Below are 23,586 nucleotides of genomic sequence, written 5' to 3'. Positions count from 1 at the left end.
TCTAAAACCAAATGGGTAAAATAATGCCGCCGGATCGCTGACCCGGCGGCATTTTCATGTTGGTGCCTCGCCCGTCAGAATTTCTGGCCGAAGCGGATACCGAAAAATTGCGGCTTAATGGTAAAGGTGCGCGACGAGCCGGAACAGAAGTCGATCGAACAGAAGGTATTTTTGGTCAGCTGACCGCGCTTGTCAAAAGCGTTCTGGATGAACAGCGTGAGGCTCCAATTGTCCTTCTTGACGCCGCCGGAAAAATCGAAGCTGACAAAGCCCTTCGTGTTGCCGAGCAGCGCATTATTATCGACGTTCAGATCCTGCGTCGCCCCGGTCTGGTAGAGTGCTGCGCCCTGCACATAGGCGCTATAGTCACCCAGATAGGTGTCGTAGCGGATTGAGGTCGTGCCCTTGAACTTGGGCTGGCGCGGCAGGCGGGTGCCGTTTGCGGCAGCGACCTGCGGTGTTGGCGGACTGGATTCCGGCACATCCTCACCCAGCGTACAGCTGGACAGTTGGGAAATGGACGAGGTGTCGCGGTCCAACGCGAAGTTACAGAAATTGCCCTTCAACTTGCCGTCATTATAGGCGCCGGAGGTGGAGATCGTCACCTTGCCCAGCTTCAGGTCGGCATCATATTCGATACCCTTGACCACCGCCTTGCCCGCATTGCCGGTCATGCCCGCACCCTGCGCGCCCGACACGACGACACCATATTGGATATTGTTCCATTTCTCATAATAGACCGCCGCATTGAAGCGGAAGATATTGTTCCAGGTCGTTTTGACGCCCAGTTCGAAATTGGTGAGCGTTTCGGACTTGAACGGGGCGACATCGACCGGGCCGAAGTTACGAATGCGCAGTGGACGGTTGAATCCGCCGGGACGGAAGCCGGTGGAATAGTTGAAATAGACCATCTTGTCGGGCTGGAACTGCCAGTCGAGCGCCACCTTATGCGTCTCGCCCTTTTCCTTGTATCGCCCGGTCTGGTCGGGTGCGCGGAAATTGGTGTTGAGGCATTGCAGGCGCTCGGCAGGAAGCGGCGTGGGGCAGCCCATTTCCCCGGTCGGGACAAAGACCGACGTGACCGTATTGGCCGCAGATCCCGCGACACCGGCAAAGCCCTTCACCGCATAATCGGTCCAGAAATAGCGGATGCCGCCGGTGAGCTTCAATGTCGGCGTGATATTATAATGGCCTTCGGCGAAGATCGCCTTGTCATGATAGAGCTGGTTCTGCTCCGTGATATAGAAGCCATCGCCCTTTACCGCCTGTGTCCCCAGCAGCATCGTGCCAAGCGGATTGCCGTTGGGGTTGATGACGTTGCCGGTGTCGAAGAAGGGGTTGCCATCCTCGTCATAATCAATCCCGTACATGGCCGGGACACCGATCAGGCCGCCCGGCACATCGCCGCCGCCAGTCTGGGTATAGCCGGTGATCGTGTCCAGCCCGCGAATGGAATAATAGGTGTTCGTCTTGTTCTTCTGCCGCTGATAAAAGCCGCCGATCGTAACGTCGAACGGCCAGTCCTTGGGCGTCGACAGGCGCAATTCCTGGGTGAATTTGTTGCGGTGCGTGTCGGCATGATAGAATTGTGTCGGGTCGATCAGCGAACATTTCTGCGCAGCGCCTGACCCGGTGCAATTGTCGAAAAATTGCAGATAGCTTTCATAGCCCGGCCCAAAGCCATCATAGGTGACGGTGTAATAAGTATAATCGTTGAGTGTGCGGGTCCGCCGTTTGAAGAAACCGGTGGCGGAAACCAGATCCCAGTCGCCGATATGGCCATGGATGCTAAGCGCCGCCTGATACCAGCGATCATCATTTTTGGTCTGGTCATAATCATGCAATTCCAAATCGCCGACACGGTGATCGAAGCCGAAATAGCCGTTGGCAACCTGCTTTTGCGCGGTGATTTCGGGCGCGACCGACCAGCCATCGACCGGTTCCCACAACAGTTGCACGCGACCGCCAAATTCCTTGATCGTGTTATAATCATCCTTGGCAATATCGGAATTGTCGAGGTTGAAGAAGGTGGCAGGATTATTGTCGCCCAGCGTGTAAACCGCTGGCGCGCCATTGTTGAGCAAGCCGTTATTGGGCGTATTGTCGATATAGCCGCCATCGCGCCGGTAATAGCCCATGGCACGGACCGCCAATGTGTCGCTCAGCGGCACGTTGATGTAGGATTCCAGCTGGCCGCCAAAGTCGCCCTTGCCATATTTATTGGCCTCGACGTCGTAACCGAACTCGAACTTGTCCATATTGGGCTTGTTGGTGATGATGCGGATGGTGCCGGCCAGCGATCCCGCGCCATAAAGCGTGCCTTGCGGCCCGGCCAGCGCCTCGACCCGCTCCAGATCATAAGCGTGGATATCGGGCACTTCGGTGCCGGTGATGGGAATGTCGTTGAGATAATAGCCGACCGAGGCATAGGCGCCGCCCGCAGGCACGATGCCGCGGAAAAAGGCGGTGTTGCGGCCCGGCCCGATCCCCTCGAACGAGACCGACGGCAGCAGCGCGGCAAAATCGCTCAAGCCCTTGACCTGCCGTTCCGCCAGCGTCTCGGCACCCAGCGCCTGCATGGAGATCGGCACCTTCTGGATGCTCTGCGCGCTGCGCGTCGCGGTGACGACGATTTCAGTGAGACCACCGCCCGCCTCTTCGGCTGGTAGGGCCATGGCCGGATCGGCGGTTGGGTCTGCAACGGCATCGGCGGCGCGCGCCATGCCCGTTGCGCCCAGCCCGGCCAATATGGTTGTCACCCCCAATATCTTCACAAACTTCGACCGGCGGCGAGACTGAATCTTCATGGTGTTGGACTCCCCCTTGAAAAGATGCCCTCCACTCTCCCAAATCGCGGTTTCCCCGCGTGATTATGACGCATTGCAGCACATTGTCAGACGACACGTCGCAGCCCGCATTTCGCAAAGGCAAAACAGCCCCGCGACCGGAAACGGCGCACGCCTCCAGACCTGCCGTACAACGGCACGGCATCATAATTTACCTGTATTCCCCTTGGACTTTCGTCATTTCGTACGTTTGTCCAACTTTGATAATGCTGTAACGATTGCAGGAGTCAACAGCCTAATTTTGCTGTTCCTGCGCTCCAATCGCTCCTGTTGTTGCGCAACTGCAATATCCTGTTCATTGTGCAGACGAGAAAGGAAGCAAAACCCGCCATGGAAGCTGCCTCGCGCCCTGCCGTCCCCCCTTCCCTTGCGCTAAGGGAGGCGCTTGGCCATGCTGCCACCCTGCTGGATACGCAGCCGACCGAGGCGCTGGCGCAGGCCGAAGCGATACTGAAACAAGCCCCCGGACTCCCGCCAGCAGAGCTGCTGGCGGCACAGGCGCTGCGTCGGCTGGGTCAGGCCGAAACCGCCCTGTCACGCCTTGCCGCGCTGGCCCGTCGCCAACCGAACGTGCCTGCGTTGTTCTGGGAACTGGCGCAGGCCGCCAACGAAACGGGCGACAGCGCACAGGCCATCGCGGCGCTGGAAAGCCTGACCCGCCAGCAACCCGGCGTGGCAAGCGGCTGGTTTTTGTTGGCAAGTGAATTGCGGAAGGTCGGCCGCACCGACCATGCGTGGCGCGCCGACCTGTCAGGCATCCATGCTTCCTCGCGCGATCGCGACCTGCTCGAAGCGGCGATGGCGATGAATGAGGGTCGTCTGGAGGATGCAGCGACGATCCTTGATACGCGACTCGCCCGGCTGCCCGACGATCCCGCCGCCACCCGGTTGCTGGGCGAAATATACTGGCGGCAGGGAGACATGAGCGCGGCGCTGACGCTGGTCGAACGCGCGGTCGCCACCGCACCCGGTTTCGATCTGGCGCGCGATTTTCTGATCCGCCTTTTGCTCCAGAATAACCGGCTGACCGACGCGCTTGCCCATGCCGAGATATTGGCGCAGTCGCCGCTCGACAATCCGGGCTATGCGCTGCTGCGGGCGTCGGTGCTGGTGCGGCTGGGCGATCAGGCGCAGGCGGCGGCCATTTACGAAGGATTGCTGGCGCAAAAGCCGGACCAGCCGCAACTGTGGCAGAATCTGGGCCATGCGCTCAAGACGCTGGGGCGGCAGGCCGATGCCATCCACGCCTATCGTCAGGCGGTGCATTATCAACCGACCATGGGCGAAGCCTGGTGGAGCCTGGCCAACCTCAAGACGGTGAAGCTCGACGCGCAGGACGTTGCCGCAATGGAGCAGGCGCTGACGACGCTGGCGCCAGACGCAGCGACGAAAGGCGAGGATATTTTCCACCTCCATTTCTCGCTGGGCAAGGCGCTGGAGGATGCGCCCGATTATGCAGCATCCTTTGGCCATTATGATCGCGGCAACCGCATGCGCCGCACTTTGCTATCCTATGACGCCGATGAGTTTGCCGCAGAAGTGAGGGCCGCCGCGGACTGCTTCACCAGCGCCTTTATCACAAATTGCGGGGAGGGCGGCTGCCCTGCGCCCGACCCGATCTTCATCGTCGGACTGCCACGGTCAGGCTCCACATTGGTCGAACAAATCCTCTCCAGCCACAGCAAGGTCGAAGGGACGATGGAATTGCCGGAGATGATGATCATCGCCAGCCGCCTGCAATCGCGCGTCGACGAGGGTGAATTTCCCGATTTCGCCACGATGATCGCGTCGCTCACCCCCGCCGACCGGCAACGGCTGGGCGAGGAATATGTCGATCGCACCCGCGTCCACCGCCAGAGCGACCGGCCCCACTTCATCGACAAAATGCCTAATAATTGGCAGCATGTCGGCCTGATCCGGCTGATCCTGCCCAACGCGAAAATCATCGACGCGCGGCGTCATCCGATGGGCTGCTGTTTTTCGGGCTGGAAACAGCATTTCGCGCGCGGTCAGGCTTTTACCTATGATCTGAACGAAATCGGCCGCTATTATAGCGATTATGTCGCGCTGATGGCGGCGTTCGATGCCGCCGCGCCCGGTCATGCCCACCGCGTCCATTATGAACATATGGTCGCCGACACGCCGGGCGAAGTCGCGCGGCTATTGGAGTATCTCGGCCTGCCGTTCGAGGAAGCCTGCCTTGCCTTCTGGCGGACGGAGCGAGCGGTGCGCACCGCCAGTTCGGAACAGGTGCGCCAGCCGATCTTCACCGACGGCGTCGATCATTGGCGGCATTTTGCGCCATGGCTCGGCCCGCTGGAGCAGGCATTGGGACCGGTGATCGCGGCCTATCCGGCCTGAAGAGACGCTGGCGACAGGTGCCAGCGCCGTTGCCCCATCACCAGCGCGATGCCCAGCACGAGCCAGCCCAGCATCAGCCAGATTTCCAGCGGTATGCCCGTTGCCATGCCAAAGGGCGCGACGACAGCCGCACTTGCCACGATCGTCGCGCCGATCGCGACAGGCAAGAGCAGCGCCTGCCCGCCCGGCAGAATGAAAGCTGGGCGGGTCTCTCCCCCATCGACCGTGCGCAACCGTATCAGCGCAAATAGCGCGACCGCTGCGATCGCCGTGGTGCAAATCGTCCCCATCGCGATGATCGGGCCGATCGCGCCGCGCCCGGCCAGCACGCCAAGGCAGGTCCATCCGCCGACCAGCAACGCCGCGCGCCGAGGTGCGCCGCTCTTGGCATCGACATGGGCAAGCCCCGCAGGCAGGAAACCAGCGCGCGCCTGCGCCAATATCACCCGCGTCGCCGACAGGTGCATCGCGTTCCAGGTTTTGAGCAGGGACGCCATTGCGACCAGCAATATGCCCTTGGTCGCGACACCCCCGGCGAGCGCATGGTCGAACGCAGCCGCAACGGGCAACGCGCCCGATGTCAGGTCACGCCAAGGAATGAGCGAGGCGGAGGCGATGATGATCAGGCTGTAGAAAATTGCGGCGACTACCACCGCCAGCATCATCGCCTTGGCGACCGTATGAAAACTGGTGCCGGGCGCGCGTTCCTCGACGGCCGACGCTGCCGTCTGGAATCCCGAAAGCCACATGCCCGCCACGCCCAGCATCACGAACATGCCGCCAGCGAAGCTGCCGCCATGGGCAGGCTCGAACAGGGGCTGCCAGTTGGCGGGATCGCCCTGAACGAAGCCGATCAGCACCAGCAGGGCGGATGCCGCCAGAAAGGCGAAAGTCACCAGCTTCTGGAAGCCCACCGCGACCTTAGCCCCCGCCGCATTGAGCAGCGTCATCACGACCGCACCGGTCAATCCAATAGCCAGATCCAGCGCGGTGATCGACTTGCCCAGAACGCTGTAGAGCGGCGGCCACCCGGCCATCGCCGACACCAGATTTTCAAGGAACCAGGACAAAGCCAGTCCTTCAAAGGCGCAGATGCCCACAAAATAGAGGGTAAGGAACCAGCCAGTGACAAAGCCCGGCCATGGCCCGAACGCCTTTTCCACAAAGACGAACTCCGCCCCCGCGCGCGGCACTCGCGCGACCAGCTCGGCATAGGCGGCGGCGACCGGCACCATCAGCAGCGTCATGCCCAGAAAGGCCAGCACCGCCCCGCCCGGCCCCGCAGGCGTCACCCACTCGCCCATCAAGACCATCCAAGCCGACCCGACAATGGTGCCGAAGGCGAGGGCAAAGAAGCCGGGACCGGTAACGCCGCGCCGCAGCGCCGGTTCGGGCGGGACGCCGGGGTCGCTCATTGGCGCAGATGGACCAGGCAGAGCAATTGAAACAGCATTTGCGCGGCGGCCTGGGCCGTCACCGTGCCGGGATCATATTCGGGCGCGACCTCCACCACATCGCCGCCGATAATGTCGATACCGGCCAGCCCGCGCAGCAGTTGCAATGCCTCCCGCGTAGATAGCCCGCCGACTTCCGGCGTACCCGTGCCGGGCGCGAACACCGGATCGAGACCATCGACGTCGAAAGTGACATAGGTGGGACCATCGCCGACCACCTCCAGCGCCTTCGCCACCACCGCGTCCATGCCCATGGTCGCGACATCCTCGGCATGGATCACGGTCATGCCGCTGGCATAGGAAAATTCCCACAGATACTCCGCGCCGCCCCTGATGCCGATCTGGATCGAGCGTTTGGCGTCCAATACCCCGGCCAGCACCGCTTCACGGAAGGGCGCGCCATGGTGGAATTTGGAGCCTTCATAAATGCCGCCCGTGTCGCAATGGGCATCGAAATGGACCATGCCCATCGGCCCGCGCGTGGCCGCCAGCCCCTTCATGATCGACCCGGTGATGCTGTGATCGCCACCGACCGACAGCGGGATCGCTTTGGTCGCGCCGATCATCGCATAGCAGGCCTCTATATCGGCATGGCACAGCGCAAGATCATAGCGGCTCTGCATCGCGACATCACCGACATCAGCGACCGCCAGATGGTTCATCGGCGCGACCCGCAGCGCATGTTCATAGGGTCCGATCCGGTCGATCGCGCGGACGGCGCGCGGGCCATAGCGTGCACCGGGTCGATTGGTGACGCCCAGGTCCATCGGCACGCCGATCAGCGCCACGTCCAGTGTATCAAGCGTTTCCGCCGTCAGCCCGCCCGCGATATAGGGTGCGTCCAGCAGCGTCGAAGGCTCGGCAAAGGGCCAGCGCCTTTTGTCCCCGCTCTTGAACTGAAGCCCCGCCACCTCGCGAAAATGCGGGTCATGAATGTCGGCCCCGCCGCCACCGGCATAAAGGCGGCGAAGGTCGTCAAGATCGATCGGTTCATCGGACATGGCGTCCAGTCTGGACGGCGGCGAAAGGGCGGCAATGGGGCAAAGAACGTATGGCTTCGCACGCACGAAGCGTTGCGCCCCGGTGCAAAGCAGGAAAGGGTAGTGTCATGACCCATATGGATTTCGACGCGCTGGTCGCGCTGCTCCGCCGCATCTTCCTGGCCAATGGCACGTCCGACGCGGTGGCCGACATATTGGCCCGCAACTGCGCCAGCGCCGAACGGGACGGCGCGATGAGCCATGGCCTGTTCCGCATGGCAGGCTATGTCTCCACCCTGCGCAGCGGCTGGGTCGATGGGCGGGCGCAACCCCGGCTGGAGGATGGTGGCGCGTCTTTTCTGCGGGTGGATGCCGCCAACGGTTTTGCCCAGCCTGCCCTGGCCGCCGCCACGCGGCTGGCGATCGACAAGGCGCGCGCGACCGGTGCCTGCGTCGTCGCCATCCGGCGATCGCATCATTTCGCCGCGCTGTGGCCCGATGTCGAGCCGTTCGCGCTACAGGGGCTGGTCGCCATCGCGATGGTCAACAGCATGGCCTATGTCGCGCCGCCGGGCGCACGGCACCCGGTCTATGGCACCAACCCGCTGGCCTTCGCCGCGCCGCGCGCGGATGGACGCATTGTCGTGTTCGATCAGGCAGTCAGCGTGCTGGCTCATGGCGATGTGCAGATCGCCGCGCGCGACGGCCATATGTTGCCCGCCGATGCTGGCGTCGATGCAGCGGGGCAGCCCACGCGCGATCCGCAAGCTGTGCTGGACGGCGGCGCGCTCCTGCCCTTTGGCGGGCATAAGGGCGCGGCCATTGCGCTGATGATCGAAATCATGGCCGCCGCGCTGACCGGCGGGTTGTTTTCGTCGGAGGTGGACTGGTCCGCCCATCTCGGCGCGCAGACGCCCTGTACTGGCGAGTGCCTGATCCTGATCGATCCCGGCCGGAGCGGATCGGCGGTGGGTTTTGCCAACCGGGTGGAGCAAATGGTCACGGCACTCCACGATGCCGGGCAGGCGCGTATGCCCGGCGACCGCCGCTTCGCCGTGCGCGAAAAAGCCATGCGTGAGGGCATCCCGGTCAGCGCGGACATGCTGCGCCAGTTGGAGGCGCTGACCACGGCATAGAGAGCGATAAACTCACCTTGGCCCGTTCGTTTCGAGCGAAGGTTGGGAGTTTTACTCTAACCTCATCTCGCCCTAAATTTGCACCAGATGCGCGACATCCTTCGCGCTTTCCTCGGCAATCGCGCCTTGCCGGATGATCCGTCCGTTCTGCATCGCGCAATAGCGATCGGCAAAGCGCCAGACGAAATCGAGATATTGTTCGACCACCAGCACTGTCATACCCAGCTGGTCGCGGACATGGACCAAAGCCGCCTCGATCTGCTGCACCACATTGGGCTGGATGCCCTCGGTCGGTTCGTCCAGCAGCAGCAGGCTGGGTTCCCCAGCCAGAGCGCGACCGATCGCCAGTTGCTGCTGCTCGCCACCCGACAGAAATCCCGCCGCGCGGGTGCGAATGTCGTAGAGTTTGGGGAACAGGTCGAAAATATGCGACGGCACCTTGGCTGCACCCCTGCCCCGCCCGGTCAGCGCCGACAGGCCGGTTTCCAGATTTTCCATGACGGTCAGTTGCGGAAACACATGCCGTCCCTGCGGCACGAAGCCGATCCCCGCACGCGACCGTTTGTGCGCAGACAGCGCGGTGATGTCCTGCCCGTCGAAGCGGATCGTCCCGCCCGTCACCGGCCGCGTCCCCATGATCGTGTGCAGCAACGTCGTCTTGCCCACGCCGTTGCGGCCGATCAGCGCCATCACCTGCCCCCGCGCCAGCGTCAGCTCCACGTCCCACAAGACCTCGCTCTGGCCATAGGCGCTTGACAGGCCGTCCAGTTCCAGCAGCGCGCTCATGCGGTGTGGCCCAGATAGACGGCGGCGACTTCCGGGTCGGCGCGCACTTCGGCGACGCTACCCTGTTTCAGGAATTTGCCCTGATGCATCACCGTGACGGGCGCGGCCAATTGTTCGACAAAGCTCATATCATGGTCGATCACCAGCACGGTGCGTGTGTCGCCCAGTCCCAATATCAGCTCAGCCGTGCGGCTGGTTTCCGCCGGCCCCATGCCAGCGGTCGGCTCGTCCAGCAGCAGCAGTTCCGCGCCCGTCGCCATCACCATCGCGATTTCCAGCCATTGCTTCTCGCCATGCGCCAGCGTCCCTGCCTCCACCGTGGCGCGATGGGTCAGGCCGACGCTCTCCAGCGCCTCGTCCACCGCTGCGCGCTCGTCCGCCGGGATGCCGCTGCCAAGGCTCTTCCACCAGCGCCGGTCGCGGCGGGCGGCGAGCGCCAGATTGTCGCGCACGCTCAATGTCGGCAGTACGCCGGGCGCCTGAAATTTGCGGCATATGCCCCGCGCCACGATCGCCTGTTCGGGCAAGCGGTGGATTTCCTCGCCCTTGAAGATCACCCGGCCCGTGCTGGGCCGCACCCGGCCGATGATCGTGTCGCACAGGGTCGATTTGCCCGCGCCATTGGGACCGATGACGACGCGGGTTTCACCCCGGTTGAGCGTCATCGAAAATCCGTCCAGCGCCTTGAACCCGCTATAGTCGATGGTCACGCCATCGACGCTCAGAATCAGGTCGGATATCGCCGACCCGCTCATGCTGCCTTGCCTTTGGCGATGCCAGCCAGCCCGCGTGGCAGCAGGGTGACGACGAAGATGAACAGCGCGCCCATCAGATAGAGCCACAATTCGGGGAAGGCGCTCGACACCGCATCGCGCGCCAGATTGACGAGCAAAGCACCGACGATCGCACCCGCCAGACTGTAGCGCCCGCCAATCGCGACCCACACGACCATCTCGATCGAGGGGACGACGCCGATCAGCGCAGGTGACACCACGCCTGCGTGCAGCGTAAAAAGCGCGCCGCCAATCCCCGCCAGCATCGCCGCGATGGCAAAGGCCGCGACCTTGAAGGGCGTTGGGTTATAGCCCAGGAACCGCACGCGATTTTCGCCGTCGCGTGCTGCCCGCAGCAATATGCCAAAGCGCGACGCCAGCAGCCAACGCAGCGCAACGAACGCCACGCACAATATGGTCAGCGTGATCCAGTAGAGCATCGACCCGGTGCCGGGGCTGGCCAGCCCCACGCCAAAGATGGAGTAGAAATCAGTGAGGCCGTTAAAGCCCCCGGTCACGTCCTGCCGGCTGATGATGAGCGTGGCGAAGGCAAGGCTCAATGCCTGCGTGATCAGCGCAAAATAGGTGCCGCCCACCCGCCGGTGGAACACGGCCCATGCGAACAACGCGCCTGCCAGTGTGGGCAAAAGGATGATCGCCGCCAGCGTGAAGGCCGGACTGGCGAAGGGTGTCCACCAGAAGGGCAGGCTCTCGCGCCCGCTCCACACCATGAAGTCGGGCAATTCGCCCGCAGGCAGATCGGCCAGCTTCATGTGCAGCGCGATGGCATAGCCGCCAAGGCCAAAAAACACCCCCTGCCCCAGGCTCAATATGCCACCATGGCCCCAAATGAGGACAAGGCCGAGGGCCAGGATGCCCATCGCCATGAAGCGGGCGAGCAGGTTGAGATCATAGCTGGACAGCGCGAAGGGCGCGGCGACACCCAGCGCCAGCAAAGCCCAGGGCAGCACCGGCTTGAGCGGCGAAAGGCGGGAGAGATCAGGCATCGAGCTGGCGGGTCTTTACGGCGACGACGCCTTGCGGGCGCACCTGGATGAAGAGAATGACGAACACCAGCAGCAGCATCTGCGCGACGCTGACATCGACGAAAATCTGCGCGAGCGCGGCAAACAGCCCCAATATGATCGCCGATGCGGTCGTGCCGATGATGCTGCCAAGCCCGCCCATCACCACGACCAGGAAGGCGGGGATGATATAGCTCTGCCCGACATTGGGCGTCACCGGACCCAGCAGCGCCAACATGACGCCCGCCAGTCCCGCGACCCCGGAGCCAAGGCAGAAGATGGTGAAATCGACGCGCTTGACGTCGATGCCGCTGGCCGACGCCATCATCCGGTCCTGATTGACGGCCCGTACGAGCAGGCCGATCCGCGTCTTGAGCAGCAGCAATGCCAGCCCGCCCAGCACCAGTGCCGCAATCGCGATGATGAACAGCCGCGCCGACGGCAGCGTGACGCCGAACGCGACAAAGCTGCCCGTCAGCCATTCGGGCGCGCGCACCTCCACCCCGATCGCGCCGAACAGGTCGCGCGCGCCCTGTTGCAGGATCAGGCTGACGCCCCATGTCGCCAGCAACGTGTCGAGCGGGCGCGCGGACAGGTGGCGGATGAGGGTCGACTGGATGAACCCGCCCATCGCCGCTGCGCCGATGAACGCGACGGGGATGGCGAGCAAAATCCCCAGCGCGCCCGGCACCACCAGCAATGTCATCCAGGCGAGATAGCCGCCCAGCATCAGCATTTCGCCATGCGCCATGTTGATGACGCGCATCAGCCCGAAGGATAGGGCCAAGCCAAGCGCGGCCAACAGATAGAGCGAGGCGAGCGACGCGCCATTGAACAGCTGGTTTAGGAAAAGGGCGTCCATTATCCAACATCCGTTCGGGCTGAGCTTGTCGAAGCCTTCCACTGAACGGAGTGAAGTGCCTTCGGTTCGCTCAGGCGAACCCTTCGACTTCGCTCAGGGCGAACGGCGTTGTGAAACTCCCTCAAAGCTTGCAAGTCTTGCCGGGGAAGGCCAGCGCGTCATAGGGTTCGGGCACGATGTCATTGCCGCTGTCGGCGATGATCTCGAACTGGCCGTCGGCCTTCAGCTTGCCGATATAGGCTTTCTGCACCAGGCTTTGGTTGGCCGCAAAGCTGACCGTCCCCATTGGCGTCGCGAAACCGCCCAGCGCAGCCGCCGCCTTGCGCACCGCGTCGGGGTCAAAGCTCTTGGCCTTCTCCACCGCCGCCTTCCACGCATAGACATCCAGATAGCCATGGACCATCGGGTCGGTGATCGCCGCATCCTTGCCAAACTTGGCCTTGTAGGCGGCGATGAATTTGGCATTGGCGTCGCCGGTCAGGCTCTGAAAATAATTCCAGGCGGCATAGCTGCCCTCGACCAGACCGGCGCCCATCGCCTGCGCTTCCTGTTCGCCGATGGAAAAGGACATGACCGGCATCGTCTTGGGGCTGATCCCGGCGGCCTGCATCTGCTTGAAGAAAGCGACATTGCTGTCGCCATTCAGCGTGTTGATGATGATCGCGGGTTTGGCCTGCGCAATCTTGGCGATGACGCCCGAAAAATCGGTGCCGCCCAGCGGCACATAGGCTTCGCCCAGCACCTGCATCCCGCCCTTTTCGATATGCTTTTTCAGGATCAGGTTGGCGGTGCGGGGATAGACATAGTCGGACCCGACCAGGAAGAAGCTCTTATAGCCCTGTTTCACCGCCCATTCGAGCGCGGGCAGAGCCTGCTGGTTGGGCTGCGCGCCCGAATACATGATATTGGGCGAACATTCATTGCCCTCAAACTGCACCGGATACCAGAGCAGGTTCTTCGTCCGCTCGAACACCGGCAGCATCGCCTTGCGGCTGGCCGACGTCCAGCCGCCGAACACGGTGGCGACCTTGTCGCTCTCGATCAGCTTGGACGCTTTTTGCGCGAAGGTGGAGGGATCGGACGCGCCATCCTCGACCAGCGCGTTGATCTGCTTGCCCAGCACGCCGCCGGTGGCGTTGATCTCCTCAATCGCCAGCATCTCGGCGTTTTTCACCGTGATCTCGCTGATCGCCATCGTGCCGGTCAGCGATTGCAGCACGCCCACCGCCACGCTGTCGCCCGCAGGCGCGCTCGCCTTGTCCCCGCCGGAACAGGAAGCCAGCGCCAGCGCGCAGGCAGAGGTGGCAAGCATGAGCAGCCTGGATCGGATCATGATGTGTAGGTCTCCCCCTGGCAGGCCGGTTGTGGCGCTGCAGCAATCTGGACCGCTTAAGGCTATGGAAAGCCGCCTATCCCCCGTATGCGTCATTTGACGTAGGCACCCGTGCGCAGGCTCACCCTAATATTGCGCCATGGCAGACGGGGCGGGACAGATGGCGACGGACGCGATGGTGGCGAAATCTTCAGTCTCGCCACCCCATATCCTTGCCATGGCGCGCAAGGCCATCCGCGATCCGCTGGTGGCTTTCATGGCTGCCGGGGTGGCGCTGTTCGGCGGCTATTACGCTATCGAACAGGCGCAAAAGCCGCCGGTCGTTTTCACCCCGCAAGTCGAACAGGCGATGGTCGGGGAATATGAAACGCTGGTCGGTCGCCCCGCCACTGCAGCAGACAAGGCGCGGATCAAGCGCGATTATCTGGCAGAGGAGCTGCTGTTTCGCGAGGCGATCGACCGCAACATGCATTTGACCGACGGGGAAACCCGCAAGCGGCTGGTGGACAAGGTCCGCTACCTGATCGCGGGTGCACCGCCCGAACCAAGCGAGGAGCAACTGGTCAATCATTATGCCGACAATCTGGCGCAATATCGCGCAGAACCGCGCACCAGCTTCACCCAGATCTACTTGGCGCAGAAGCCCGCCGACGCCGCATTGTTACTGACGCAGCTCAACGCCGGTGAAACCATAGCCGGCGACGATTTCTGGCTGGGGCGCAGCTTCCCACGCTATGGCGATTCGATGGTGCGCGGCATTTTCGGCCAGCCCTTCGTCGCCACGCTGAAAGCCGCACCGGAAGGCCGCTGGTTCGGCCCGGTCCGATCTCCCCGCGGCTGGCATTTCGTGCGCAAGAGCGAGAGCATCGCCAGCGCCATGATCCCCTTCCCCGCCATCCGCGATCAGGTGCGGCAGGATTATATGATCGCCCACAGCAATGCCGCCATCGACAAGGCGCTGTCAGGCCTCAAGGAGAAATATGATGTGGAAGAATAGTCTGGCCGCGCTCCTGCTGTCGTTCGCCGCGCTGCTGCCGGCGACGGCGATGGCCGACATCTTCCTGTCCGCCGATTTCGCCCTGACGCAGGGTGAGGACGCCAATACATATGAGTTCACCGCCGCCGTGCCGGAAACGGTCGGCCAGCCCGCGCCGGTCGTCTGGCCAGACGGGTGCAGCCAGACCGGCATGACACGCCAGTCCAGCGGCGGGCGGGCGCAATATGCCTTTGAATTTGTCTGCGAACGTCCCTTTGTTGCCGGTGACATGATCCAGACACCCTGGCGCGCCGATGGCGGTCGCTTCGTCACCAATGTCATGGGCAGCCAGGTCGATCGCAGCTTGACCGGGGATACGAACGGTATTGCAATACCCGTTGGTGAAACCGCAGCGGCCCAGCGACCCCTGACCCGGATCGCGCCCGAATTCCTGGCGCAGGGGGTCTGGCATATCTGGCTGGGCTGGGACCATCTCGCCTTCGTGCTGTGCCTTGCCCTGCTTGCGCGGGGCCGGGAATTATTGTGGCTTGTCAGTGCCTTCACTGCCGGTCACTCTGTCTCACTCGCTGTCGCCTTTTTTGAACTGGTGCGCGTCCCCGTCCCCCCGGTCGAGGCCGCTATCGCCCTGTCGATCGCCTTCATGGCCCGCGAGGCGCTGCTGGTCGGGAAGGGAGAACAGGGGTTCGCGTTCCGCCGACAACTGACTGTCGTCTCGCTGTTCGGCCTGCTCCATGGCCTTGGCTTTGCCACCGCGCTCGGCGAACTGGGCGTGCAGGCGGGCGAGAAATTGCCCGCGCTGATCTTCTTCAACATCGGCGTCGAAACCGGGCAATTGCTGTTCGTCGGTGCGATCATCGCGGCACTGGCGGGCCTGCGCGCTATCTCGCTGGCCACGCCGGTGCGGGTCGCCGCGCTCTATGCGGTCGGCGCGATTGGTTGTTTCTGGATGGTCGAGCGGGTCGCGGGGTTCGGCATCGCCTGACGCGCCCGCGCGATGATCCCGCTGACATTGGCGACCGCGAAGCTCACCCCGTAAAGATTGCGCCGCTGTTCGACACCGGGGATTGGGCGGGGGTGGCCAGAGGCATGGATGATTCCGCCCCGCTCAACATAGGTTTCACGGGGACAGTCCCAGTCGAGGCTGACGCCCACTACGCCATCCAGACTGCCCGGAAAGCAAAGCTGCCCGTCCACATCGCGCGCCGCGACGATCAGCACCCCCGCCGCCTCGGCCCGTGCCACTGCCGCCGCAAAGGCTTCGCTATGCGCCGGATTGACGGTGCCAAGGCTGAGGTTGATCATATCGACCCGCGCCTCAACCGCCCGCTCGATCGCGCTGACCAAGGCCCGCGCGCTGGCACGCAGGGCTTCGTGAAAGACCCGGATCGGCAGGCACAGCGTATCGGGTGCCTGCTCCATGATCGCGGCAGTCACCGCCGTGCCATGGCCCAAACTGTCCAGCGTATCGCCTTTGCTTACGCAGCCATCGCGCGCCACGGCACAGCCCGGCAGCAGACGCGCGGCGTCGATATGCGGATGGTCGGGATGTACCCCGCTGTCGATGATGGCGATGCGCAGTGGATCAGGCATGAACCGGCTCGCCCCGCCGCTCTACCTGCGCGCGTCCGTCGGCCAGCGTCACGATCATGTCGGCCATCTGCGCCATGGCGGGCTTGTGGGTGATGATGATGATGGTCGCGTCGGGCAGCGCGCCACGCAGCCGCCCGGCGACCAGTTGCTCTGTCTCTCCGTCGAGCGCCGACGTCGGCTCGTCCAATATCAATATGCTGGGCGAGCGCAGCAGCGCCCGCGCCAGGACGATGCGCTGTCGCTCCCCCGCTGACAGCGCCATGCCTCGCTCCCCGGCTCGGGTCTCATAGCCCAAGGGCAAGCGCGCGAGAAACTCGTCCAGCCCCGCCGCATGGGCTGCTGCCTCGATCTGGGCCTGCCGTACATCGGGCAGGGCAAAGCCGATATTCGCCGCGATTGTATCGTTGAACAAATAGGGCGACTGGTCGACCAGGATGATCTCCCGCCGCACATCGTCAAGGCGGTAGTTGCGCAGGTCCCGGCCATTGACCAGGACCTGCCCGCTATCGGGATCGAGATAGCGGACCATCAGGTCGGCCATGGTCGATTTGCCGACGCCGCTCGGCCCCAAAATCGCACATAGGCTGCCCGCCGGGATCGTCAGGTCCATGTCGCGCAGCACGGCATCGCGATCATAGCGCATCGCCACCCGATCGAACCGCATCACCCCCGCCCGTTCCAGCGGCACGGCATCGGCGCGTTCGATCACTTCCGCCTTGGTATCGAACAGCTCAAATATCCGGCCCAACGATACCCGCGCCGACGCCAGCCCCGACGTCAGCCCCATCAGCGTCTGAATCGGCGAGAGCAGCCGCATATGATAGGTCATGAACGCGACCAGCGTGCCGATGCTCATGCCGTCCTCAATGATGCGCCAGCCGCCATAGAGGATCACCGCGGACGTCGCCGCCGTCATCAGCGTGCCGGGCAGCGCCCCGGTCATATAGGAGGCGACCTGCATCCGCAGCATCGCGCCTACAAAAGCGTCATTCTTCTGCCGGAAGCGCCCGACCTCATGCTCGCCCGCCCGCAGCGAGGCAACGACACGCATCCCCATCACCGTATCGACCAGCAGGCTGCCCAGATCCGCGCCCTTTTCCCGCATGTCGCGGGTCAGCGCAGTCAGCCGCCGCTGATAATAGGCAAAGGTCGCAAGGCTTGCCGGGACCAGCACCACGCTGACCAGAAACAACCGCCAGTCGAGCCACAGCATCATTGCTACACAGCCAACGAAGAATAGCAGGTTGCTGACCACGGACAGCAAAGTATCAGACGCAATCCGTTGCACGTCACTCACATCGCTGTTCATCCGCGAAACGAGATCGCCCAGGCGGAAGCTGCCATAGAAACGCGGCGAGAGCGTCTGGAGATGGCGTAGCAAGGCCGCGCGAATATCGTAGAGCATCGCTGCCGATAGCGAAACATAGCGATAGCTCGCCAGGATATTGACCGCGAACCCGGCGATGGTCACGCCGATCATGATCGCCGCGATCCGCACAAGCGCGCCCATATCCCGGCGCAAGAGTGCCTCGTCGATCATCAGCTTCGACAGATAGGGTTGGGCCAGCCCCAGCGCGGTAGAGATCAGGCTGATCGCCAGCACCATGATGAGCGCGCCGCGATAAGGGCGCAGGAAGGGCGTCAGCCGCTTGTAGGCGCTCCAGTCGGCGACTGGCGCAGGCGTTACACCATTCACGCCGCCTGTCGCCGGGGCCGCAGCCGCACACCGTCCAAGACAAAGGCAGGCTCCGGCATCTTGGCCAGCAGGCAGGTACACCAACGATGCCCGTCCATCAGCGCGTCATGCTGCGCCCGCCACCACTCGCCGATCCCGCCGCTGGCGTAAAATTGCGCGCAGAGCAGCAGATGCCGCCGCATCGCCGCGATCAGCATGGACTGATAATGGGTCAGCAGCGCCGCCGCATCACCGCCCTCCGCTATGCCGATCAAAACGGCGGACGCCAGTATCGCCTCCCGCACCGACTGCGCCGTGCCATCGCCGCAGATCGGATCGAAGCCCAGCGCCGCCGTGCCGCAGGCCAGCCAGTCGTCACCGCACAGGGGCAGATGCAGACGCGGCGCGGCGAGGAACGGCATCGACACCGCCCCCACGGCATCAATGACCGGCGCGATCAGTGAGCTTTCCGCCAGCAGATCGTCGAGCGATCCCCCCACTGCCAGCAACCAGCCTTCCCCCGGACCGGCTGGCACCAGAAACAACCAGCCGTTCGGCACCGCCTCGACCCGGCCTTCTTCGTTGCACGCCGGGTCGCGCAGCCGCACCTCCGTCGCCACGGCATTGCGATCGCCAAAAATCCGCATTTCGCCCAGCGGCAGAGGCGGCGCGGCGTTGATCATGAAATCAACCGGCTGATCCCCTGCGACAGGCTGTTCCCCCGCCAAAGCCGCCTGTACCTGATCTTCCGACGCCAGCGCCGCGCCATGCGGCACCACCACCGGCGCGCCACCCCAGGCGACCACACGGCGCTTGATCCGGGGACTGTCGGCAAACAGGTCGGGCCGCCCGAATATGTCGCGCAGTAGCGCCAGGGCCGGATCGCTGAGCATGATCGTCGGCACTGGCGCGCGATGGGCGGCTTCGCTTGCGACCCGAAGGCCCGCTCCGTTCAGCAGATGTGCGCATGTCGTCGCGGCAATCCCGCTGCCCCTTATGCCGACGATCATGCGCGGTTCGGTCATTCCACCGCGACCATGCCTGCGCCAGTGGTGTCATAGCCCAGGTCCAGCGTCACCTCATGCTTCAATGTCTTGGCGTCATAGACTTCCAGATCATAGCTCGCGCCATAGATGTAGAGCTTCGCCCCATCGGTCGACATGCCCAGACGGAAACGCGATCGGCAGGGAAATTCCGCCTTGTCGACCACGGCGTTGCTGGCCATGTCCATATGCCAGAATTCGCAGCGCTTATTGCCATATTTGCCGTTGGTAACGACGGTATAGGCCTGCTTGCCGTCGGGCGTGACCTGCAACCCGGCCATAGCGTCGGGCGCGGGGCCGATGGGGGTAAAATCAAACTGCCGGGTGGACAGGTCGAAACGCGCCATGCCGAACATCTTGTTATGGACATAGGCGTCAGCGGCATTGAACAGCGACACATATTGGCCCGGCGTGCGGATCGCATCCAACGTGCCGCCAAAGCCGACATTCTCCATGCCGGTGCCTTCAGGCTTGGCGAGGTCTATCCGGTCGGTGACCTTCAATGTCGCAACATCGATAATCGCGACCTTTTCGCCAAAGGCGTAGAGCGTCTTTCCGTCGGGCGACACTTTATAGCCCGCGCGCCAGCCGCCAGAACGCTCATCCTCCTTGTCGATCTCGGCAGTGCGGACGACCTTTTGCAGCTTCAGGTCGATGACGCCATACATGGGCTTGCTGACGGTATAGCGGTCGATCCCCTTCTCGAATTTCGAGATGACGGTGTAGAAATAGCGCCCGGTCGGATCGGGCACGCCGCCCCAGAAACGGTAGCGGGTCGTGCCGTCATTCAGGCTGAACTTGTTGATCACCTTGCGCGTCGCGGTGTCGATCACCTCGATCCCGCTGGTGGTGATGGTCGTCACATAGATGCGCTTGCCATCATCGGACAATTGCATCGATGTCGGCAGGCCGGTGTCCAGCTTGATCGTGCCGGTGACCGCGCCCTTGCTTTCCTCGAACACCAGCAGGCGGTCTGGATAGGAGCCCATGAACAACGTCGCCGCATTCAAGGGCATGGCGCTCAGCATCGCCAGGCCAGCGCCCAGCATCAGACGATATTTCGGCATGGCGGCCCTCATGGGAAAATAAGATCGAGACTGCGCCAGTCCTTGGTCGCGGTGGCGCAGTTGCTGGCCCAGTCGGGCGAATAGTTGACATGATCGGGCACCTGCACCGGCCAGAAACAGGTGACATAGCAGTCGTAAATGTCGCGCTCGACCGGCTGGCACAGCCCCGCCGTGCCGCCGCTCGCATCGACTTCCCAGCCGGGGGAGAAAGAGAGCGAACAGCCCATCGGCACATGCGGGCGCGGGACCTGCTGGAGGGCGACCACATCCTCCTCCATGTCCGCATTCGGCGATGCTGCCGCTTCCATCTGCGTCACGGCTTCGTCGATCCGCTGCGCCTTTTTATTGATGGCACGAAGATGCTTCATGACAGCCCCTTTCTTTCGGCGAAGCGTTCGAGGAAACCGGGATTACGCACCGACAGCACGCCGTAGATACGCAGGCAGGTGTCGGTCCACTGGCGTATCCAGTCGCAATAATGGAGGTTGGCGTGGCCGGTGTCGCCATAGCGGACGAACGCCTCATGATGGCATCCGCCTGCGCACAGCGGTCGCGCCCAGCAGCTCTGACAGTCATATTTGGCCTCGACATGCCCCTTGGCCAGGAACTCGCCCTGCTTGGCCCGGTCGATGCCGCTGGAGACATGCCCCATCGTGTGCGTGTCGGCGTCTGTGAAGCGATGGCAGGGCGACAGGTCGCCCGATGGGCTGACCCCCATCAGCCCAAGGCCAGCGCCGCAGGGATGCGATTTGTTTACGCCCGAAATCAGCTCGCTGATCGTTTCGCTGACATTGGTGAAGCCGTGCGACTCCCCGCGCAGCGCATATTCCAGCCATTCGTCCGCTAGGCTGTTGAACTGCGCCAGCACGCTGTCCATGCCATTGCCATCCAGCGAATAGGCGCGTTCTTCGCCCGTAGTCACCGGCGCAAAGCCGACCTCGTGGAAGCCCAGATCATCCTTCAGATGGCGGAAGATACGCACCACATCGGTCACGCCTTCGGTCAGCGTCACGCGCGCGGTGATGGCCCGCGTCTTGTGATGGGCGATCAAGGTCCGCAGCCGCGGCTCGATCACCGCATAGCTGCCCTTGCCATTTTTATAGACGCGATGCTTGTCCTGCAATTCCGGCGGGCCATCCATGGACACGGTCACCCCGACCCGGTTGTCCGACAGGAAGGTGACGATCTCCGGCGTCAGCAGCGTGGCGTTGGTGGTCAGGCTGTAGGTGATCGCCTTGCCCGCCGCCGCGGTCGCATGATTGGCATAGGCCACCACGTCGCGCAGCAGCTTGAAATTCATCAGCGTTTCGCCGCCGAAGAAGGTGATATGCACCGACTTACGGCCGACCGCCTCGGCGATCAGCAGATCGACCGACGCCATCGCCGTGTCGAGCGTCATATATTTGGGCTTGCCCGCCGGCGTCGCGATCTTGTCCGCGCCAAATTCGTAGCAGTAAGTGCAGGCCAGATTGCACTGGTTGGTGACGTTCAGCACCAGCGCCTGCAACGGGAAGTCCGCCGGGGGTGCTTGCGGCACCTGCGCCACCGGCATGGCATGGCCCAGATGGATGAGCCGCGCCTGCCGCAATTCGCGCACCAGGCCATCGGCTTCTTCCGCCGCGCGTCCATCGGCGACCAGTTCACGCACCAGCGCCGCATGGGTCAGTTCCTGCCCGTCGAGCCGGTCCAGAACCGCGCGCACATCGGGGTCGATCTCGAAGATCGCGCCTGCGCTCACCAGATAGACAAAGTCGCTGCCCCCGGCGTCAAAGCCATGATATTCCGCCCGGCGATAGGTGGGTGCCTGCATCACGGTCATTGCGACACCTCCGGTTGATCCCATTTCTGATAGGCAGGTACGGTGACGACCATGTAGGAACGGGCGGTCAGCGGCTTGCCGAACTTGTCCTTCTCGGCCTTGGCCGTGGCGACGACCCAGACATCACCATAATTGTTGCGGCCAAAGCGGCGGGCCGGGTTCGGCCCTTCGCTATTGGGGGTAAAGAGCGCAGCCGGGCTGAGCGCCCCGACATATTTGGCGTCATCATCATAATAGACCGCCAGATATTCCTGCGTCGACCAGGTGACATCGACTGGCCCGACCGCAATGTCATCCGCCGTACCCTGCTTCCCGTCGATGCCATTTTCGAATCCGGTCGCCTCGAACTGCGCATAGCCTTTGGGAAATTTGATCCCGCCCAGCCGCGACACAGCGGTTTCGGGTGTCACCTTGATATAGTCGATCTTGCTATAGACCGGGAAAGCCTGCTCCAGCACTGCGCCGCCGATCGCCACGTTGCGCTGTCCAGATGCCGCCCCGGCGGCGACATCGGCGGTCACCACCAGTTCCTGCGGGCTGGCCGATACGATCTTGGTTGCAGTCACGCCGACACCCAGATCAATGTCTGCGGGAGTGAGCGATGCGGGCAGATTATGCCCCACGATGCGGAATTGCGCGCCCTTTGTCCCCGCCTTGACCGGGCCGGGTATAACGGCCAGCACGGCGGGCGCGGCTGTCGCGCGGATCAGTTTCACGTCCAGCCCGAATTCCTGATAATCGCCCCAATACCAGCGGCCGATCGCGCTCTGCTGGTCGGGAGCGAACCACATCGTCTCTCGCGCAGCGCTTGCCAGATCATCGGGTTTGCCAGCGGCTACCGCCCCCCTCGACGATCCGCGCCAGCTATAGCCGGCATAGACGATGCCAGCGCCGCTGCGGCTTACCGTGCCGCCATTGGTCAACGACCGCAGCGTGCTGCTGGTCACAAATTCGTCCGCCGATTTGCCCGGCTTGACGATGAAATTGCCTACGAACCGCCCCTGCCCCGGCGCGGATGCCACGACCAGCCATTCGCCTGCCAGACGCGGCACACTCTGGCGTGATCGCCATGCCGCCCATTCGGGCGTGTGCAGCGGCGCGGCCTTGGCCATGTAGGTCAGCGCATATTCCCCGCGCAGCATCTTGTCCTTGGGGTCGCGGCCCGCTGGCTGTTCGCTATCCTCGGCTGGACGGCGATATTGCGCGTCCGCCTGCGAATACATGGCGACATGCAGATCCTGCAACTGCTTCCATTCCAGCTTCGACCGACGCCAGGACAAAGGCTGGGCAAAACTGTGGCAGGCCGCGCACGCGCCGCGCATGGTTTCGTTGGGGATATTGGTTTCGTCGATCGTCCGCTTTTCGGCCAGATACATGACCGGCAGCGCCTCTTGCGGGGCCAGGCCATGCGATGCGGACAGCGATTTGACGATAGCCCGCGATTCATCGGGCGTGATCGCCAGGCCATTCAGCCGCACCATCCGCTTGATCGCCTGCGACCAGCCCTCCGGCGTGGTCCGAACCCAGCTGATCCGCGACAAATTCCCCTTGGCATCGGGGGTGTGGCAGGTGCCGCATTTTTCCTTGACCAGCGCGTCGGCAACCGGGATGCCCGGATCGCTTTCCTTCATCGTCGCGCCGTCCGGCCCGCCATCGGCCTGCGCGAACAGGATCGAGGTGGAAAACAGCGCCAGCAACCCGAATTTCGAGAGTGTTACCCGCTTCACCCTGTTTCCCCCTCAAGCACCGTCCGGTGCGCGAAATCCAAGCCTAGGCAGGCGCTCCATCTGCGCCATTGCCCAAATGACGTATGGCCCCGCGACAATCCGCCATAGGCAA

19 protein-coding genes are annotated in these 23,586 nt (G+C 63.3%); 4 read left to right on the top strand and 15 right to left on the bottom strand.

Annotation, left to right across the window (positions count from 1 at the left end; all coding sequences use genetic code 11):
• Nucleotides 1-74: 74 nt before the first annotated feature.
• Nucleotides 75-2,723, bottom strand: a complete 2,649-nt coding sequence (locus tag Q0D44_RS08445) for a TonB-dependent receptor (RefSeq protein WP_294135379.1) — start codon at nucleotides 2,721-2,723, stop codon at nucleotides 75-77.
• A gap of 453 nt (nucleotides 2,724-3,176) precedes the next feature.
• Between Q0D44_RS08445 and Q0D44_RS08440 the strand changes: the two genes are divergently transcribed.
• Nucleotides 3,177-5,207, top strand: coding sequence for a tetratricopeptide repeat-containing sulfotransferase family protein (locus tag Q0D44_RS08440; protein WP_294135311.1), 2,031 nt, complete (start codon nucleotides 3,177-3,179; stop codon nucleotides 5,205-5,207).
• On the opposite strand, the gene Q0D44_RS08435 is transcribed toward Q0D44_RS08440, so the two are convergent.
• A complete protein-coding gene (locus Q0D44_RS08435) occupies nucleotides 5,195-6,622 on the bottom strand; it encodes an APC family permease (protein ID WP_294135309.1) in 1,428 nt (475 codons plus the stop codon). The two genes, Q0D44_RS08440 and Q0D44_RS08435, sit on opposite strands and share 13 nt — an antisense overlap.
• Nucleotides 6,619-7,662: an agmatinase gene (speB, locus tag Q0D44_RS08430; RefSeq protein ID WP_294135308.1), complete on the bottom strand. Its 1,044-nt coding sequence runs from the start codon at nucleotides 7,660-7,662 to the stop codon at nucleotides 6,619-6,621. The genes Q0D44_RS08435 and speB overlap by 4 nt, the downstream gene beginning before the upstream one ends.
• Nucleotides 7,663-7,769: 107 nt before the next feature.
• Between speB and Q0D44_RS08425 the strand changes: the two genes are divergently transcribed.
• The gene (locus Q0D44_RS08425; protein WP_294135306.1) at nucleotides 7,770-8,777 is read left to right on the top strand and encodes an Ldh family oxidoreductase; all 1,008 of its coding nucleotides are present in this window, start codon (nucleotides 7,770-7,772) and stop codon (nucleotides 8,775-8,777) included.
• 72 nt (nucleotides 8,778-8,849) lie between these two features.
• Here Q0D44_RS08425 and urtE read toward each other — a convergent pair whose 3' ends face one another.
• The 5 genes from urtE to urtA all read right to left on the bottom strand — a co-directional run bounded on the left by urtE (nucleotide 8,850) and on the right by urtA (nucleotide 13,556).
• A complete protein-coding gene (gene urtE, locus Q0D44_RS08420; RefSeq protein ID WP_294135304.1) occupies nucleotides 8,850-9,563 on the bottom strand; it encodes an urea ABC transporter ATP-binding subunit UrtE in 714 nt (237 codons plus the stop codon).
• Nucleotides 9,560-10,318: an urea ABC transporter ATP-binding protein UrtD gene (urtD, locus tag Q0D44_RS08415; RefSeq protein WP_294135302.1), complete on the bottom strand. Its 759-nt coding sequence runs from the start codon at nucleotides 10,316-10,318 to the stop codon at nucleotides 9,560-9,562. The genes urtE and urtD overlap by 4 nt, the downstream gene beginning before the upstream one ends.
• Nucleotides 10,315-11,343, bottom strand: a complete 1,029-nt coding sequence (urtC, locus tag Q0D44_RS08410) for an urea ABC transporter permease subunit UrtC (protein WP_294135300.1) — start codon at nucleotides 11,341-11,343, stop codon at nucleotides 10,315-10,317. The genes urtD and urtC overlap by 4 nt, the downstream gene beginning before the upstream one ends.
• A complete protein-coding gene (gene urtB, locus Q0D44_RS08405) occupies nucleotides 11,336-12,223 on the bottom strand; it encodes an urea ABC transporter permease subunit UrtB (RefSeq protein WP_294135298.1) in 888 nt (295 codons plus the stop codon). Before urtB ends, urtC begins: the two co-directional genes overlap by 8 nt.
• 121 nt (nucleotides 12,224-12,344) lie before the next feature.
• Nucleotides 12,345-13,556 carry an urea ABC transporter substrate-binding protein gene (urtA, locus tag Q0D44_RS08400; protein WP_294135296.1) on the bottom strand — a complete coding sequence of 404 codons (1,212 nt, stop codon included), beginning with the start codon at nucleotides 13,554-13,556 and terminating at the stop codon, nucleotides 12,345-12,347.
• Nucleotides 13,557-13,695: 139 nt separating this feature from the next.
• Here urtA and Q0D44_RS08395 point away from each other — a divergent pair, with 139 nt between their 5' ends.
• Nucleotides 13,696-14,553 carry a peptidylprolyl isomerase gene (locus Q0D44_RS08395; protein ID WP_294135294.1) on the top strand — a complete coding sequence of 286 codons (858 nt, stop codon included), beginning with the start codon at nucleotides 13,696-13,698 and terminating at the stop codon, nucleotides 14,551-14,553.
• Nucleotides 14,537-15,535, top strand: coding sequence for a HupE/UreJ family protein (locus tag Q0D44_RS08390; protein ID WP_294135293.1), 999 nt, complete (start codon nucleotides 14,537-14,539; stop codon nucleotides 15,533-15,535). Before Q0D44_RS08395 ends, Q0D44_RS08390 begins: the two co-directional genes overlap by 17 nt.
• Here Q0D44_RS08390 and Q0D44_RS08385 read toward each other — a convergent pair.
• From Q0D44_RS08385 to peaA, 7 genes are read right to left on the bottom strand one after another with little or no spacing between them, the layout of a single operon-like run.
• Complete coding sequence (locus Q0D44_RS08385; RefSeq protein ID WP_294135291.1) at nucleotides 15,469-16,143, bottom strand: S8 family serine peptidase; 675 nt, start codon at nucleotides 16,141-16,143, stop codon at nucleotides 15,469-15,471. The two genes, Q0D44_RS08390 and Q0D44_RS08385, sit on opposite strands and share 67 nt — an antisense overlap.
• Nucleotides 16,136-17,839: an ABC transporter ATP-binding protein gene (locus Q0D44_RS08380; RefSeq protein ID WP_294135289.1), complete on the bottom strand. Its 1,704-nt coding sequence runs from the start codon at nucleotides 17,837-17,839 to the stop codon at nucleotides 16,136-16,138. Before Q0D44_RS08380 ends, Q0D44_RS08385 begins: the two co-directional genes overlap by 8 nt.
• Nucleotides 17,836-18,843 carry a hypothetical protein gene (locus tag Q0D44_RS08375; protein ID WP_294135287.1) on the bottom strand — a complete coding sequence of 336 codons (1,008 nt, stop codon included), beginning with the start codon at nucleotides 18,841-18,843 and terminating at the stop codon, nucleotides 17,836-17,838. The genes Q0D44_RS08380 and Q0D44_RS08375 overlap by 4 nt, the downstream gene beginning before the upstream one ends.
• On the bottom strand, nucleotides 18,840-19,928 hold the full coding sequence (locus tag Q0D44_RS08370; protein WP_294135285.1) for a hypothetical protein: 1,089 nt from the start codon (nucleotides 19,926-19,928) through the stop codon (nucleotides 18,840-18,842). Before Q0D44_RS08370 ends, Q0D44_RS08375 begins: the two co-directional genes overlap by 4 nt.
• Before the next feature lie 8 nt (nucleotides 19,929-19,936).
• Nucleotides 19,937-20,296 (bottom strand): quinohemoprotein amine dehydrogenase subunit gamma, encoded by a 360-nt coding sequence (gene qhpC / locus Q0D44_RS08365; protein WP_294135283.1) that lies wholly within the window; start codon nucleotides 20,294-20,296, stop codon nucleotides 19,937-19,939.
• On the bottom strand, nucleotides 20,293-21,747 hold the full coding sequence (gene peaB, locus Q0D44_RS08360) for a quinohemoprotein amine dehydrogenase maturation protein (protein ID WP_294135281.1): 1,455 nt from the start codon (nucleotides 21,745-21,747) through the stop codon (nucleotides 20,293-20,295). The genes qhpC and peaB overlap by 4 nt, the downstream gene beginning before the upstream one ends.
• Complete coding sequence (gene peaA / locus Q0D44_RS08355) at nucleotides 21,744-23,474, bottom strand: quinohemoprotein amine dehydrogenase subunit alpha (protein ID WP_294135279.1); 1,731 nt, start codon at nucleotides 23,472-23,474, stop codon at nucleotides 21,744-21,746. The genes peaB and peaA overlap by 4 nt, the downstream gene beginning before the upstream one ends.
• Between the last annotated feature and the right edge of the window lie 112 nt (nucleotides 23,475-23,586).

This window comes from Sphingobium sp., assembly GCA_023266575.1.
Taxonomy (GTDB): domain Bacteria; phylum Pseudomonadota; class Alphaproteobacteria; order Sphingomonadales; family Sphingomonadaceae; genus Sphingobium.
Note: the sequence above shows the minus strand (reverse complement) of the source record. Positions and strands in the feature narration are given on the sequence as shown.

Bases quoted from the DNA above. Each gene is read 5' to 3' on its own strand.
- urtC (WP_294135300.1), bottom strand. From the start codon at position 11,343: ATGCCTGATCTCTCCCGCCTTTCGCCGCTCAAGCCGGTGCTGCCCTGG.
- urtE (WP_294135304.1), bottom strand. From the start codon at position 9,563: ATGAGCGCGCTGCTGGAACTGGACGGCCTGTCAAGCGCCTATGGCCAG.
- Q0D44_RS08435 (WP_294135309.1), bottom strand. From the start codon at position 6,622: ATGAGCGACCCCGGCGTCCCGCCCGAACCGGCGCTGCGGCGCGGCGTT.
- urtA (WP_294135296.1), bottom strand. From the start codon at position 13,556: ATGATCCGATCCAGGCTGCTCATGCTTGCCACCTCTGCCTGCGCGCTG.
- Q0D44_RS08375 (WP_294135287.1), bottom strand. From the start codon at position 18,843: ATGACCGAACCGCGCATGATCGTCGGCATAAGGGGCAGCGGGATTGCC.
- speB (WP_294135308.1), bottom strand. From the start codon at position 7,662: ATGTCCGATGAACCGATCGATCTTGACGACCTTCGCCGCCTTTATGCC.
- Q0D44_RS08395 (WP_294135294.1), top strand. From the start codon at position 13,696: ATGGCAGACGGGGCGGGACAGATGGCGACGGACGCGATGGTGGCGAAA.
- urtD (WP_294135302.1), bottom strand. From the start codon at position 10,318: ATGAGCGGGTCGGCGATATCCGACCTGATTCTGAGCGTCGATGGCGTG.
- Q0D44_RS08390 (WP_294135293.1), top strand. From the start codon at position 14,537: ATGATGTGGAAGAATAGTCTGGCCGCGCTCCTGCTGTCGTTCGCCGCG.
- Q0D44_RS08385 (WP_294135291.1), bottom strand. From the start codon at position 16,143: ATGCCTGATCCACTGCGCATCGCCATCATCGACAGCGGGGTACATCCC.
- Q0D44_RS08440 (WP_294135311.1), top strand. From the start codon at position 3,177: ATGGAAGCTGCCTCGCGCCCTGCCGTCCCCCCTTCCCTTGCGCTAAGG.
- qhpC (WP_294135283.1), bottom strand. From the start codon at position 20,296: ATGAAGCATCTTCGTGCCATCAATAAAAAGGCGCAGCGGATCGACGAA.
- Q0D44_RS08445 (WP_294135379.1), bottom strand. From the start codon at position 2,723: ATGGCGCGCGCCGCCGATGCCGTTGCAGACCCAACCGCCGATCCGGCC.
- Q0D44_RS08425 (WP_294135306.1), top strand. From the start codon at position 7,770: ATGACCCATATGGATTTCGACGCGCTGGTCGCGCTGCTCCGCCGCATC.
- urtB (WP_294135298.1), bottom strand. From the start codon at position 12,223: ATGGACGCCCTTTTCCTAAACCAGCTGTTCAATGGCGCGTCGCTCGCC.
- Q0D44_RS08370 (WP_294135285.1), bottom strand. From the start codon at position 19,928: ATGCCGAAATATCGTCTGATGCTGGGCGCTGGCCTGGCGATGCTGAGC.
- peaB (WP_294135281.1), bottom strand. From the start codon at position 21,747: ATGACCGTGATGCAGGCACCCACCTATCGCCGGGCGGAATATCATGGC.